This is a genomic window from Actinoplanes sp. NPDC019969 (assembly GCF_055562375.1).
In genome coordinates, this window is sequence record NZ_JBVHFK010000009.1 from 38922 (window position 1) to 52812 (window position 13891).

12 protein-coding genes are annotated in these 13891 nt (G+C 71.2%); 9 read left to right on the plus strand and 3 right to left on the minus strand.

Annotated features, from left to right (window positions below; all coding sequences use genetic code 11):
* The first annotated feature begins 19 nt into the window (after window positions 1-19).
* The 6 genes from ACZ3II_RS25850 to ACZ3II_RS25875 all read left to right on the plus strand — a co-directional run bounded on the left by ACZ3II_RS25850 (window position 20) and on the right by ACZ3II_RS25875 (window position 8189).
* Window positions 20-655 carry a MerR family transcriptional regulator gene (locus ACZ3II_RS25850; protein ID WP_465520311.1) on the plus strand — a complete coding sequence of 212 codons (636 nt, stop codon included), beginning with the start codon at window positions 20-22 and terminating at the stop codon, window positions 653-655.
* Entirely contained in the window at window positions 652-3264 is a 2613-nt protein-coding gene (locus tag ACZ3II_RS25855) for a VIT domain-containing protein (RefSeq protein ID WP_465520312.1), read from the plus strand. Before ACZ3II_RS25850 ends, ACZ3II_RS25855 begins: the two co-directional genes overlap by 4 nt.
* A gap of 311 nt (window positions 3265-3575) precedes the next feature.
* On the plus strand, window positions 3576-4478 hold the full coding sequence (locus ACZ3II_RS25860; RefSeq protein WP_465520650.1) for a ricin-type beta-trefoil lectin domain protein: 903 nt from the start codon (window positions 3576-3578) through the stop codon (window positions 4476-4478).
* Window positions 4479-5019: 541 nt separating this feature from the next.
* Window positions 5020-6318 carry a glycosyltransferase family 4 protein gene (locus ACZ3II_RS25865; RefSeq protein ID WP_465520313.1) on the plus strand — a complete coding sequence of 433 codons (1299 nt, stop codon included), beginning with the start codon at window positions 5020-5022 and terminating at the stop codon, window positions 6316-6318.
* A 118-nt stretch (window positions 6319-6436) separates the two neighbouring features.
* Window positions 6437-7156, plus strand: coding sequence for a class I SAM-dependent methyltransferase (locus ACZ3II_RS25870; RefSeq protein ID WP_465520314.1), 720 nt, complete (start codon window positions 6437-6439; stop codon window positions 7154-7156).
* On the plus strand, window positions 7143-8189 hold the full coding sequence (locus tag ACZ3II_RS25875; RefSeq protein ID WP_465520315.1) for a glucosidase family protein: 1047 nt from the start codon (window positions 7143-7145) through the stop codon (window positions 8187-8189). The genes ACZ3II_RS25870 and ACZ3II_RS25875 overlap by 14 nt, the downstream gene beginning before the upstream one ends.
* Here the strand turns inward: ACZ3II_RS25875 and ACZ3II_RS25880 are convergent.
* On the minus strand, window positions 8146-8787 hold the full coding sequence (locus ACZ3II_RS25880) for a class I SAM-dependent methyltransferase (protein WP_465520316.1): 642 nt from the start codon (window positions 8785-8787) through the stop codon (window positions 8146-8148). The two genes, ACZ3II_RS25875 and ACZ3II_RS25880, sit on opposite strands and share 44 nt — an antisense overlap.
* Before the next feature lie 121 nt (window positions 8788-8908).
* Window positions 8909-9475: a hypothetical protein gene (locus ACZ3II_RS25885; protein ID WP_465520317.1), complete on the minus strand. Its 567-nt coding sequence runs from the start codon at window positions 9473-9475 to the stop codon at window positions 8909-8911.
* A 175-nt stretch (window positions 9476-9650) separates the two neighbouring features.
* Between ACZ3II_RS25885 and ACZ3II_RS25890 the strand changes: the two genes are divergently transcribed.
* The 3 genes from ACZ3II_RS25890 to ACZ3II_RS25900 are packed head-to-tail and all read left to right on the plus strand — an operon-like array spanning window position 9651 to window position 13067.
* Window positions 9651-11657, plus strand: a complete 2007-nt coding sequence (locus tag ACZ3II_RS25890) for an oxidoreductase (RefSeq protein WP_465520318.1) — start codon at window positions 9651-9653, stop codon at window positions 11655-11657.
* Window positions 11658-11671: 14 nt separating this feature from the next.
* Window positions 11672-12469 (plus strand): crotonase/enoyl-CoA hydratase family protein, encoded by a 798-nt coding sequence (locus ACZ3II_RS25895; RefSeq protein WP_465520319.1) that lies wholly within the window; start codon window positions 11672-11674, stop codon window positions 12467-12469.
* Between the two features lie 10 nt (window positions 12470-12479).
* Window positions 12480-13067: a PadR family transcriptional regulator gene (locus ACZ3II_RS25900; RefSeq protein ID WP_465520320.1), complete on the plus strand. Its 588-nt coding sequence runs from the start codon at window positions 12480-12482 to the stop codon at window positions 13065-13067.
* A 246-nt stretch (window positions 13068-13313) separates the two neighbouring features.
* Here the strand turns inward: ACZ3II_RS25900 and ACZ3II_RS25905 are convergent, their stop codons facing one another.
* Window positions 13314-13850, minus strand: a complete 537-nt coding sequence (locus ACZ3II_RS25905; RefSeq protein ID WP_465520321.1) for a P-loop nucleotide/nucleoside kinase family protein — start codon at window positions 13848-13850, stop codon at window positions 13314-13316.
* Window positions 13851-13891 lie beyond the last annotated feature (41 nt).

Sequence of the window (13891 nt, forward strand, 5' to 3'; positions counted from 1 at the left end):
ACAGTGTCATTCTCGTGGCATGTGGACGATGGAGCAGTTGGTCGAGCGGGTCAGCGCGGCACTGGCCGCGGAATACCCGGGCGCCCCCAACGGCCGCGTCCGGGAGGTGCCCGATCGCAGGTCGATCCGGTGGTATACGACGATCGGCCTGGTCGACCGGCCCCTGGGCACCCGCGGCCGCACCGTTCTCTACGGGCCCCGTCACCTCCTGCAGCTCGTCGCCATCAAGCGGCAGCAGGCAGCCGGGCGGACACTCGCCGAGATCCAGGCCTCGATGGCCGGCGCCTCCGAGGAGACACTCGCCACCGTCGCGCGGGTTCCGGAGGATCTGCTGGTCACGGAGTCACCACCGGCAGCTCGCACCGCCCGGGCCGATTTCTGGAAAGCCTCCCCCGCCGAGGCTGATCCCTCCAGGCAGCAGGCCATCGATCCGGTGCCCGGTTCCACCCGCCGCGCGCTCGCGGCAGCGCTCGACGGTCTCGCCCCGGCGCCCTCAGCGGCCGGTCTGATCACCGGCGTTCCGCTCGGCGGCGGCGTGGTCCTGCTGCTGCCCCGACACGTCACCGACCTCGACCGCGACGACATCGCCGAGGCCGCACAGCCCTTGCTCGACCTGCTCGCGTCCCGCGGGCTCACCGATGGGAGAACCGCATGATCATTACTGTGAGCCCGATGGGCCCCGCCGAGCTGGAACTCCACCGGAGTGTCAGCGGCGCCGGCATCGGCAGCCTGTTCACCGACCGCGGCAACCTGCCACTCGACCGTCTCGACGTCCGCGCCTCGATCAGCGGCCTGCTGGTCCGCACCGAGCTGACCACCGAGTTCGTCAACACCCACGACACCGCGCTCGAAGCGACGTATGTCTTTCCGCTGCCCGACCGGGCCGCGGTCACCGGCATGACGATGACGGCAGCCGACCGTGTCGTCACCGCCCAGCTGCACGAGCGTGGCGCCGCCCGTGAGCGATACGACGAGGCGATCGCCGCCGGCCGGCGGGCCTCCATCGCCGAGGAGGAGCGGCCGGACGTCTTCACCATGCGCGTCGGCAACGTGCTGCCCGGCGAGCGGGTCGTGGTGCGGCTCCGGCTGGTGGGCCCGCTGGCATACGAGGACGGCGCCGCGACCTTCCGGTTCCCTCTCGTCGTGGCGCCCCGATACGTTCCCGGTCTGCCGCTCGGCGGCCCGCAGGCGGGTGACGGCCAGCAGCCGGACACCGACGCCGTGCCGGACGCCTCCCGCATCTCACCCCCGGTGCTGTTGCCCGGGTTCCCCAACCCGCTGCGGCTGTCGCTCAGCGTCGACATCGACCCGGCCGGGCTGGAGCTCGGTGAGGTGCGGTCCAGCCTGCACACCGTCACCGGACAGGACGGGACGCTGCGCATCGAGCCCGGCGAGCGGGCCGATCGTGACTTCGTGCTCCGGCTCGTCTATGCGCCGGGCGCGGAGTCCGCGGTCGCCATTCCCGACGAGGACGGCGAGCAGGGCACGTATCAGCTCGTCGTGCTCCCGCCGGAGGCCACCACGGCGCCCCGCCCGAAGGACGTCATGTTGCTGCTGGATCGTTCCGGCAGCATGACCGGCTGGAAGATGGTGGCCGCCCGGCGCGCCGCCGCCCGGGTCATCGACACGCTGACCTCCGCGGACCGCTTCGCGGTCCTCACCTTCGATCATTCGATCGAGTGGCCGGAGCAGCTGGGGACCGGGCTGGTGGAGGCGAGCGACCGTAACCGGTATCGGGCCGTCGAGTATCTGGCCCGCGCCGATGCCCGGGGCGGCACCGAGCTGCTCAGCCCGCTCACCACCGCCCTCAACCTGCTGGCCGACGACACCTCCGGCCGGGACCGGGTGCTCGTGCTGGTCACCGACGGTCAGGTCGGTAACGAGGACCAGCTCGTCAAGCAGGTGACCGCACGGATCGGTTCGATCCGGGTGCACACCGTCGGCATCGACCGGGCGGTGAACGCGGGATTCCTCGGCCGGCTCGCGGCCATCGGCGCGGGCCGCGCCGAGCTGGTGGAGAGCGAGGATCGTCTCGACGAGGCGATGGAGCACATCCACCGCCGGATCGGCGCACCGGTCGTCACCGGTCTCACCGTCACCGGCGACGGGTTGGCGCTGGTGGACGGTTCCCGCAGCCCGGCACGGCTGCCCGGGCTGTACCCCGGGGTGCCCCTCGTGATCACCGGACGCTATGACGGCACCTCTGAGGGGAACCTCACGGTGACCGGGCGGACCCGCGACGACCGGGAGTTCCGGACCGTGGTCCCGGTCCAGCGCCGTGCGGAGCCGGCGGTCACGTCGCTGTGGGCACGGGCCAGGCTGCGTGACCTCGAGGATGCGTACGCTTCGGGCAACCCCGCGCTGGAGGCGGAGATCGTCGGGACGTCTCTTCGGTTCGGGGTGCTCTGCCGGTTCACCGCCTTCGTGGCGGTCGACGAGCGGGTGGTGAACGAGGGCGGCCAGAACCGTCGGGTCACCCAGCCCGTCGAGTTGCCCTCGGGCTGGGAGATGCCTGTTCCGTCTGCCCCGGTCCACTACCAGTCGGCCGTGGCGTCGCCGTTCCCCGACATGGCCGCTCCGATGTCCGCACCGGGCATCATGCCGCCCATGCCACCGGCGCCGGGCTCGCCGGCGCCGAGTCCCCGCCGTTTCGCGCCTGCCCGGGCGGAGAGCCCGGACCCGAGCCGGTCCGCTCCTCGCGGCACGTCGTTCGGGAGGCCCGCCGGCCAGCCGCCGGCCGAGGCGCCCGTGACGGGGGCGCCGGCCGGTAAGGCATCTGCCGACGGTCCGCCCTGGGCTTCTCCGAAGTCGAGCGACACGGCGGGCGCCGGATCACCGGATTCCTCGGCGGCCACCGGGACGGCGGGAATCGTTCCGGCCCCGGCCGTGACCGGCGGACCGGCTCCCCGGCCACGGCCGGGCGCTCCGTCCGCCGGATGGGGGGCCCGCCGTGCCGCCACCACCGGCGGGCTCGGGCTCGACGAGTTGCGCGAGCTTGCGGCGGTCGAGGTGGCCAGGCTGCGCGAGGCCGCGCAGCTGCCCGCACTCGACCGCCGCGACCTGCTCGACGACATGGCGAGCCGCCTGGCGGTCCTCCTCGAGCCGGTCACCGACCCCACCGCCGACCCGGTTCGTGACCTGATCGACCTCATTCGCGGCGGCTCCGACTTCGAGACCAGCTGGTCGACCGCGATCCGGGTTCTGGAGCAGTTCGCCACCGGCAGGCGGGAGAAGGAGAAGAAGCGTCTCTTCTGGAAGTCGTGACCACCGCACCGGCCTTCTGAGCAGGGTCGACGTCCAAGGTGTGTCCAGGCCCGGCGAGTGTGATCGCCGGTCACATTGACAAGACAACAGTGGATGACAAAAGGGCCGCGGGCGTATCCGGCGATGGTGGCCGGCCAGCAGGAAAGTCGATGACGGGCCCGGACGGCGGGGCGGGATCGTGACGATCGTCATCGACTGAACGGTCCCCACACGGTGAACTGAATGCCGGTAAGTTGGGTGACCGATGCCGGACCGGGGGGTGGCGACGCCAAGTGGGCGAGGATCTGGGCGACAATCATGACCCGTTGTTGGTGCGTCCGTTCGTCCTGCCGGACGGCGCCCGCCACGAGCCGCCACAGTCCGTGTCGACCTGGCCGGTGGACCAGCAGGCCGGGGAGATCCCGACCCAGGTGCTTCCCGCCACCCCCACCACGGAACCCGAGCCCTCACGAACCGGCCACCGGCAGCGGCGCCGCCCGATACTGCTGATCGGGGCCGGGGTGGCAGCGGTCGCCAGCGTCGCTGGATACGCGCTGTTGCGACCGGCGGACGGGCCGACGGTGTGGAGTTCCATGCCGGGCACGTCGCTGCCGGCCGCGGTCGGCCCGCCCCGGTCGGCGAGCGCCGCGGTGAGTGCCGCACCGGCCCAGGATGGGAACACCGGAGATGAGGCGGACTCCGGTTCCGGTCAGCAGCCGACCACTTCGGAGAGCCGGCTGACGGGCTCGCCGTCGCCCACCGCGGTCACGTCGGCGACCCCGTCCACCGACCGGTCCGCCGCCACCGGAGCCTCGACATCGGCCGTCCCGGCGCCGCCGATCGAACTCCTGCCGAGTCCGGTCCCCACCGGCCGGGGTCTGCTGGTCACCGGCAACGGTCTCTGCCTGGACCTGCGCGGTGGCGACGCGGCGGAGGGCCGCGAGGTGCACATCGACGACTGCAACGGCACCAGTCCACAACGGTGGCGGCTCAACCCGGACCGGACCCTCGAGGTTCTGGACATGTGCGCCTACCTGGTGGGTGACGGCACGGTTCAGTTGACCCGCTGCGATGGGCGCACGACAGCGCAATGGCAGCTGTTCGCGGACGGGCGGCTGACCAACGCCGCGACCGGTCAGTGCCTCACCGATCCCAGTTTCGGCGCCCGGCCAGGACGGCCGGTCATCGTGACGGTTTGCGGCGCCAGCAACAATCAGCGCTGGGCCTTCCGCTGAAAGCCGGCTGACCCGGCAGGCGGCCTGACGAGCCGGCACATGCACAGGTCGGCAATCCACCGGCGATGTCGGTGACGACAGGTGGCCGGCATGTCGTCTCGTCAGTACACGGAAACCCTTGAACAGAATCGGCCCTGTCGACGGCACACGGGCGAGTGGGGCGGGCCGCTCGGTCGCAGGAAGGCCGCGGTGCCCGGCCCAGGCCCGCTCCCGGGAGAGCAAGCTGCCCGGAGCGGGGGGATGAAGAGTTCTGCCGATGATCCCGTCCGTGTGGGGTCAGGAGAGGACGCCTCGGAACATGGAGCGGTGATGGGCCGGATCGGCGGGCGGGAAGCGGCTCAGTGACGCCGTGCCGGAGGGCGGAAAGGGAGTTTCGATCGTTTAACGATGGTTTAGGTGGGTGGCCGACTGGGACGGGAGTGGGATGCGGCGCGTTTTCGGGGGCGTACGGCGGAGGCCTTTGATCTTGATCTTTAAAGTGATCGAATCGTCAGGCCGAAACACTGGTGATTACCCCGTTGCCGACTCTTAGGGTCATGTGATGATCTCCGCACCGCTTCGCATCGCACTGCTGTCATATCGGAGCAAACCGCACAGCGGGGGTCAGGGGATCTATGTCCGGCATCTGTCGCGGGAGCTGGTCCGGCTCGGGCATCAGGTGGAGGTCTTCTCCGGGCCGCCGCTGCCAGAACTGGACGACGGGGTCGAGCTGACCGTTCTGCCGAGCCTCGATCTGTACCGGGAGCCTGATCCGTTTCGGACCCCTCGGCGGGACGAGTTCCGGACGGCGATCGATGTGCTGGAGTGGGCGGCGATGTGCACGGGCGCGTTCCCGGAGCCGCTCACATTCTCGTTGCGGGCCTGGCGGCACCTGCGGGAGCGGCTCACCGAGTTCGACATCGTGCACGACAACCAATGCCTCGGGTACGGGCTGCTGCCGCTCGGAAGGCTGGGCCCGCCGGTGGTCGCCACCATTCATCATCCGATCACCGTGGACCGGGATCTGGAGTTGGCGGCGGCACCGGACTGGAAGCGGCGTCTGTCGTTGCGCCGGTGGTACGCGTTCACGCGGATGCAGGGTCGGGTGGCCCGGCAGGTGCCGTGGCTGACGACGGTCTCGCAAGCGGCGCGGGACGAGATCGTGCAGGCGTTCGGAGTACGGCAGGAGCAGCTCACCGTGATCGGTGTCGGCGTCGATGTCGACACCTTCAGCCCTTCCGGCGCCACGGCGGACATCGCGGGCACAGTGGCGGCCTCGCGCGGCGCCGGGACGGCGCGGATCGTGGCGGTGGCCAGCGCGGATGTGCCACTGAAAGGGCTGCCGGAACTGATCGAGGCGGTCGCCAAACTGCGCGCGGAGCGGGACGTCGAACTGGTCGTCGTCGGGTCGGCGCGACCGGACGGCCCGGCCGCGCGGTCGATCACGAGGCTGGGGCTGGGGGGCGTGGTCCGGTTCGTCTCGGGCCTGACGGACGCGGAACTGGCGGATCTGTTCCGGTCGGCGACCGTGGCGGCGGTCCCGTCCCGGTACGAGGGGTTCTCGCTGCCGGCGGTGGAGGCGATGGCCTGCGGGGTGCCGCTGGTGGTGACCACGGCGGGCGCGCTGCCCGAGGTGGCCGGGCCGGACGGGCTCGCCTCCCTGCACGTTCCGCCGGGTGACGCCGAGGCCCTGTCAACGGCCATCGGCCGGCTGCTCGACGACGCGGAGCTGCGGAAACAACTCGGCGCGGAGGGACGACGCCGCGCGGTCGAACACTTCACCTGGCGGCGGACCGCGATAAGGACCGCGGAGTGGTACGCCGCGGCGATCGACGCCGCACGGAGCGGGAAGCCGCGGTAGCACCGAGAGCCGAACAGCGGCGCCCCGAGAAGCGGGCGCGCATTGCGGCAATCCCGAGGATCACGGAAGAGAACGAGAGGCGCGCGCCGGAACGCGCAGGAAAGGTAGACACAACTTGTTGACCGTCGACTACGACCGGCTGGATGTACGGCCGGGAATGCGGGTTCTCGACCTCGGTTGCGGCGAGGGCCGGCACACCTTCGAGGCGTACCGGCGCGGGGCGGACGTCGTCGCCCTGGATCTGAACGCGAAGGATCTGGCCACCACCCGGCAGTGGTGCGCGGCGATGGAGCTGGCCGGGGAGGTTCCGGCGACGGCCAGCGCCACCACGGTGCAGGGCGACCTGTTGTCCCTGCCGTTTCCGGACGCGAGCTTCGACCGGATCATCGCGTCCGAGGTGCTCGAGCACATTCCGGACGACGTGACGGCGATCGCCGAGCTGACCCGGGTGCTGAAGCCGGGCGGGCTGGCGGCGGTGACGGTGCCGCGGTGGCTGCCGGAGCGGGTGTGCTGGGCGCTGTCCGACGAGTACCACGCCAACGAGGGCGGGCACGTCCGCATCTACAAGGAGGACGAATTGGCCGGCCGGCTGCGGGCGGCCGGGCTGAAGGTGACGGGCAACGGGTTCGCGCACGCGCTGCACAGCCCGTACTGGTGGCTGAAATGCGCGATCGGTGACGCCGCGCCGACCCGGGCGTACCACAAGCTCCTGGTCTGGGACATCGTCGACAAGCCCGCCTTCACCCGGGTGCTGGAGCAGGCGCTCAACCCGCTGATCGGCAAGAGCGTGGTGATCTACCTGGCGAAGGAAGAGGTGGCCGTCGGTGTCGGTGCCTGATCTGCCGGGTGTGCTGAGCACGGACGCGGTCCGGGCCACCGTCGCCAGCATCGCCGGGGAGCAGGAGGCCGACGGGTTGATCCCGTGGTATTCCGGTGGGCAGGCCGACCCGTGGGATCACGTCGAGGCGGCCATGGCGCTGGACGTGGGCGGGGAGACGGAACGGGCCGCTGCCGCCTACGACTGGTTGCGCCGGGCGCAGCGGCCGGACGGTTCGTGGGCCTCCCGGTACGAGTCCGGCGGGGTGATCGCCGATGCGACGGCCGAGACGAACCACGCCGCGTACCTGGCGGTCGGCTGCTGGCATCACTGGCTGTGCACCGGCGACGACGAGTTCCTGGCCCGGATGTGGCCGACGGTGCAGCGGGCGCTCGACTTCGTGACCGGTCTGCAGGGTTCCGGCGGGCAGATCTGGTGGGCGTCCGGCGACGAGGTGGCCCTGCTCACCGGCTGCGCGAGCATCCACCAGGCGTTGCGCTGCGGCACCGCGATCGCCGACCGGATCGGCGAGCCGCAACCGGACTGGGAGCTCGCCGCCGACCTGTTGTCCGCCGCGCTCAACCGGCATCCGGAACTGTTCGCGGACAAGTCCCGGTACTCGATGGACTGGTACTACCCGATTCTCGGCGGGGCGGTCCGCGGGACGGCGGCCCGGCAGCGGATCGACGAGCGGTGGGACGAGTTCGTGGTGCCGGGCATGGGTGCGCGGTGTGTCTCCGACCAGCCGTGGGTGACCGGGGCCGAGACCTGCGAACTCGCCCTCTCGCTCGACACGATGGGTGACCGGGCGGCCGCGACCGAGATGGTCGCGGCGATGCAGCACCTGCGGGAGACGGACGGCTCCTACTGGACCGGTCTGGTGCTGACCGACGGTGTCCGCTGGCCGGTGGAACGCACCACCTGGACGGCAGCGGCGGTGGTGCTGGCCGTCGACGCGCTGGACGGCCGGCACCCGCGGTCGGCGATCTTCCGCGAGAAGGCGGACCTGCTCAGCGATCCCGGCGCAGCAGCCGCAGTGAACCCTGCCCCGTGAGTTCGGTGTAGTCGCCCGAGTCGAGGGCGCGGCGATAGATGCGGTAGGGCGCCTGCCCGCCGTCGGCCGGATCCGGGAAGACGTCATGGATGGCGAGGATCCCGCCGACGGCCAGGTGGGGCGCCCACGACGCGAGGTCCCGCTGTGCGGATTCGTCGGTGTGGCTGCCGTCGAGGAACAGGAAGGCCAGCGGGGCCGCCCACAGCCGGGCGAAGTCCTCGGCCCGCGCAACCACCGCCACCACGACGTCCTCGGCTCCGGCGGTCGCGATGGTCCGCCGGAACCCGGGCAACGTGTCGATCTTGCCGACGGCCGGGTCGACGAGCGACGCGTCGTGGTACTCCCAGCCGGCCTGGTGCTCCTCGGACCCCCGATGATGATCGACGGTCACCACCGTGCCGCCCCTCCCCCGGGCCGCCGCCGCCAGATAGAGCGTCGACTTGCCGAGGTAGCTGCCGACCTCCAGCAGCGGCCCGTCCGGCGCCGCGAGCGCGGCCTCCGCCAGCGCCAGCCCTTCGTCCTCCGGCATGAAGCCGGTCGCCGCTTTCGCGGCCGTCAGCAGATCAGAGTCCAGGCCCGCACGATTCTCCGAGGTCACCGGTGGATCATATTCAAGATCTTTCCGTGGTACGCGGTCGGCCGCCGTTCACCAGCTCGTGCGAGCTGCGCGGGAAGCGACAGAGCGGGCGGCAGTGGTGGGTGCCGGAGGTGGCCGGTGGCTACCACAGGTCGATCGATTTGGTGGCGGCTGCGCGGATCAGGGAACCGTCGAGGGTGGCGTGGGTTTCGGGGATGTCGTAGGCGGGCCACTCGATCACGAAAGTCACCGGACCGGGTGGTGGCAGTGGGGAGACCCAGTGCTGCATGTCGTAGCGGCGGCCGCCTCCGCCGCCGTTCTGGCCCAGCAGCACCGGGCCCTCGGGTTCGTCGCCCCACGGCCGGGTCGTGCTCAGGTTGGTGGCGACCCCACCGTCGGCGAACTGGACGCCGAGGCGCAGGAACTGCGGGGTCAGCGGCTCGTCGCCGCGGAAGTGGTGGAACACGTACTCGAAGACGCGGCCGCCTCGGTCCTCGTCGCGGAGGACGACCACGACGGTGAACTCGAAGCCGTTCGGGTAGGCGACGACGCCGGACAAGCCGACGGCGGCGGTCTCGCTGCGGGCCAGCAGGAAACTACCGGCGACCGCGCCGCCGATCATCGTCTCGGAACGCATCCAGGGTGGCCGGGGCGGTTCCGCGAACGGCTCGGGCGGCGGGGGCGAAGGCACCTGGTCGAAGAATCCCACGGCTGCAGCCTGCCACCTCACCACCACAGTGGAGCATCCCGCAATCGACGCGAACCAGAGAGGTCGGCTGCCGGGGGTGGCGCGGGCGAGGGCAGCGCGGTGCACGGGAGCCGCTGAAAGTGGGGTTGATAGTCAACTTCTTTACTATGCGATTTTTTGTATATACGCTCCGGGCGTGACCGCATACCCGCATCTGCTGAAGCCGCTCGAGCTGGGGCACACCGTGCTGCGTAACCGGGTCGTCATGGGCTCGATGCACACCAAGCTGGAGGATCGGGCGGCGGACCTGCCGAAACTGGCGGCGTTCTTCGCCGAGCGGGCCCGTGGCGGGGTCGGGCTGATGGTGACCGGTGGGTTCGCGCCGACGTGGCGGGGGTGGCTCAGCCCGTTCGGGAGCCGGATGACGCGGGAGAGTCATGCGCTGCGGCATCGGGTCGTGACCGATGCCGTTCATGAGCACGGGGGGAAGATCCTGCTGCAGGTGCTGCACGCGGGGCGGTACTCGTACCATCCGTTCAGCCTGGGGGCATCGGCGAAGAAGTCGCCGATCACGCCGTTCACGCCGCGGGCGATGAGCAGCCGGCAGGTGGACCGGACGGCGAGCGCGTTCGCCCGGGCGGCGCTGCTGGCGCGGCGGGCGGGGTACGACGGTGTGGAGATCATGGGCTCGGAGGGGTACCTGATCAATCAGTTCCTCGCCGCCCGTACCAATGATCGCGAGGATGCCTGGGGTGGCACCGCCGCCAAGCGGATGCGCTTCCCCCTGGAGATCGTCCGGCGGACCCGGGAGCTGGCCGGGGACGACTTCATCGTGCAGTACCGGATCAGCCTGCTGGACCTGGTCGACAACGCCCAGTCCTGGGAGGAGACCGTCGACCTGGCGAGACAGCTGGAAGAGGCCGGCGTTTCGATCTTCAACACGGGGATCGGCTGGCACGAGGCGCGGGTGCCGACGATCGTCACGTCGGTGCCGCCGGGCGCGTTCGCCTGGGTCACCGGGAAACTGCGGCGGGAGATCGGCGTCCCGGTGATCGCCTCGAACCGGATCAACCGGCCGGAGGCGGCCGAGCAGATCCTCGCAGCCGGCGAGGCGGATCTGGTGTCGATGGCCCGGCCGCTGCTGGCCGACGCCGACTGGGTGGTCAAGGCCGAGCAGGGCCGCGAGCGGGAGATCATCACCTGTATCGCGTGCAACCAGGCGTGCCTGGACCACACGTTCAAAAACCAGCGGGCCACGTGCATGCTCAACCCGCGGGCGGCGTACGAGACCGAGCTGGTGCTGCTGCCCACCCGTACCAGAAAAAGAATCGCCGTGGCCGGAGCCGGACCGGCGGGCCTGGCCACCGCGATCGAAGCGGCAGGCCGGGGGCATGCCGTCGACCTGTTCGAGGCGGCCGGGGAGATCGGCGGGCAGTTCCGGCTCGCCGCGCGGATCCCGGGCAAGGAGGAGTTCGCGCGGACCCTCGACTACTACCGGCACATGATCGAGGTCCGGGGTGTCACGCTGCACCTGGGCACGCGGGTGACGGTCGAGGAACTCGCCGGGTTCGACGAGGTGGTGATCGCGACCGGGGTGGAGCCGCGGATCCCGGCGATCCCGGGGATCGAGCATCCGAAGGTGCTGACCTACCAGCAGGTGATCAGCGGCGAGGCGGAGGCCGGCGCGCGGGTGGCGATCATCGGGGCGGGCGGGATCGGGTTCGACGCCGGCGAGTACCTGCTGCACGACGCGCACGAACCCCTCGAGGACTGGATGCGGCGCTGGGGCGTCACCGACCCGGCGGTCGAACGCGGCGGCCTGACCACGAAGGTGAAGGCCCCGCCACGCCGGGAGGTGTTCCTGCTGCAGCGCAAGGAGACGGCCCTCGGCAAGGGCCTGGGCAAGACCACCGGCTGGGTGCACCGGGCGACGCTGCAGGACTCCGGGGTGACGATGCTGAAGGGCGTCGAGTACCTGCGCATCGACGACGCGGGCCTGCACATCACCGTGGCCGGCGCGCCCCGCACGCTCGAGGTCGACACCGTGCTGCTGTGCGCCGGGCAGAACCCGGTCCGGGACCTGGTCGCCCCGTTGCGGGAGCGCGGCGTGTCCGTGCACGTCATCGGCGGCGCTGACGTCGCCGCGGAGCTGGACGCCAAGCGGGCGATCAAGCAGGCCACCGAACTCGCCGCCCGCCTCTGAGGAACGGACAAGTCATGAAGTATCTGACCGTCACCACGATCAACGGCATTGCCGACGTACGGCTGAACCGCCCCGACAAGCTCAACGCCCTCGCCCTGGACACCCTCGGCGAGCTGGTGACGACGGCCCGCGAGCTGAAGAAGGACCGCACCCTGCGCGCCGTGACCATCAGCGGTGAGGGCGACTCGTTCTGTTCCGGCCTCGACATCGCCGCCGCCATGCGTACCCCCGCCCGGATCGCCACGGCGTTCCTGCCGCTCCCCTGGCGCGGCACCAACCTGTTCCAGGAGGCCTGCTGGGCCTGGCGCCGCCTGCCCGTCCCGGTGATCGCCGCCGTGCACGGCCACTGCTACGGCGGTGGCCTGCAGATCGCGCTGGCCGCCGACTTCCGCTTCGCCACCCCCGGCTCCCGCTGGTCGGTCCTCGAAGGCAAGTGGGGCATCATCCCCGACATGTCCGGGGTGCGGACCCTGACCGAGCTGCTCGGCGCCGACGTGGCCAAGAAGCTCACCATGACCGCCGAGCAGTTCGACGGGACCGAGGCACAACGGCTGGGCCTGGTCACCGAGCTGCACGACGACCCGCTGAAGGCGGCCACCGCGTTCGCCGAGAGCCTGCTGACCAAGTCCCCGGACGCCCTCGCCGCCGCGAAACGCCTGATCGACGGTGCGCTGACCGGCAGCGCCCGGCGCACGTTCGCCCGGGAGCGCCGGGCCCAGCTGCGGCTGCTGGCCCTGCCGAACACCAAGATCCTGCGCAAGGCGGTGATGGCCAAGGCCACGCCCGCGTTCGGCAAGCGCAGCCGTCCGTAGGATTGCCGGCGTGGCACTGAGGAACGCGTTGCTGGCGGCGCTGATCGATCGTGAGTCGTCCGGGTACGACCTCGCGAAGAAGTTCAACAGCTCGGTCGCCAACTTCTGGACCGCCACCCCGCAGCAGCTGTACCGCGAACTGGAGAAGATGGAGGCCGCGGGCCTGCTCTCGGCCCGTCTCGTCAAGCAGGACAAACGTCCCGACAAGCGGATCTTCTCGGTGACCGCGGCGGGCCGGGCGGCGCTGCTGGACTTCTCCCGCCGCACCCCGAGACCGACAACGGTCCGCGACGAGCTGCTGGTCCAGGTAGAGGCGCTCGGGCACGGCGACGTGGCGAGCGTCCGCGCCTCCATCGCGGAGCATCAGAAGGCGAGCCGGGCCCGGCTGGAGGGGTACGAGCAGCGGCTCGCCGACATCCTCGGCTCCCGCACCGACGAGGAGTTCCTGGCCACCGGCAGCCGCATCGGCCCGTACCTGACACTGAACCGGGGCATCACCTTCGAACGCGAGAACATCGCCTGGGCGGATCTCGCGCTGACTGTCCTGGCCCGCCGCTTCCCCACGCCGGATGAGCAGCGACAACAGATGTCCGGGTGAGGACACATCGCTCGCGGGAGGCGGCGGCACGGCATGACGTCAGCGGCCCGAGGCGAGGTGACCTCATGCCCGAACCCGATTCTTCCGACAGGATCGTCGTCGAACTCGCCGCGGCCGCGCACGCCGGCTGCGCCTGACCGCGTCGGGCCAGTGGCACGCCTGGCTTGCGGCGGTCCAGGCGTTGCAGCCGGCGCTACGGGCGCGCGAGGGTCTTGGTGACGAGTGGTGGCCGCCGGGACCTGCGGGTCACGCCGGTGCTGGGCCGGCGCCGGCGGTGAACGCGACGATCGCGTCGAGGCCCGGGTGGTAGCCGTCGGTGGTGTCGACCTCCAGGGCCGGCGCGTCGATCGCGACCCGGTCGAACGACGGCCGGTCGGCCAGCCACGCGACGTCCGGGTGGGCGGGCCGGATCCCGCGCTGCCGCACCCGTGTCCACCGCAGCTCCTCGTCGACCTGGCAGTGCACGATCCGCAGCTCGGCGAGCGCCCGCAGCGGCTCCAGCCGGGGCCGCCACAGCCGGTCCTGGAACGCGGCCTCCGCGACCGTGGTGACCCCGGCCCGCAGCAGCGTCGCGAGCACCTCGAAGAAGATTGGCAGCGTCCGGGTGCTGAGCTCGTCGCCGACGCCGGCGGTGAACGCGCCGGTGGCGTGCACCATCCCCTCCTTGATCTCGTCGCGGCAGATGGCCGGGCAGCCGACGGCGCGGGCCAGCGCGTGGGCGAGCGTCGTCTTCCCGGACCCGGCGGGCCCGCTGATCACGATCAGCGTCGGTCGAGCGGTCACCATCCAGTTATACGGCTTGGCACGGCCGGTCACGATGGACG

What these genes read in the sequence shown, in the direction of transcription:
- ACZ3II_RS25850 (WP_465520311.1), top strand. Translation starts at nt 20, where the DNA reads ATGTGGACGATGGAGCAGTTGGTCGAGCGGGTCAGCGCGGCACTGGCC.
- ACZ3II_RS25855 (WP_465520312.1), top strand. Translation starts at nt 652, where the DNA reads ATGATCATTACTGTGAGCCCGATGGGCCCCGCCGAGCTGGAACTCCAC.
- ACZ3II_RS25865 (WP_465520313.1), top strand. Translation starts at nt 5,020, where the DNA reads ATGATCTCCGCACCGCTTCGCATCGCACTGCTGTCATATCGGAGCAAA.
- ACZ3II_RS25895 (WP_465520319.1), top strand. Translation starts at nt 11,672, where the DNA reads ATGAAGTATCTGACCGTCACCACGATCAACGGCATTGCCGACGTACGG.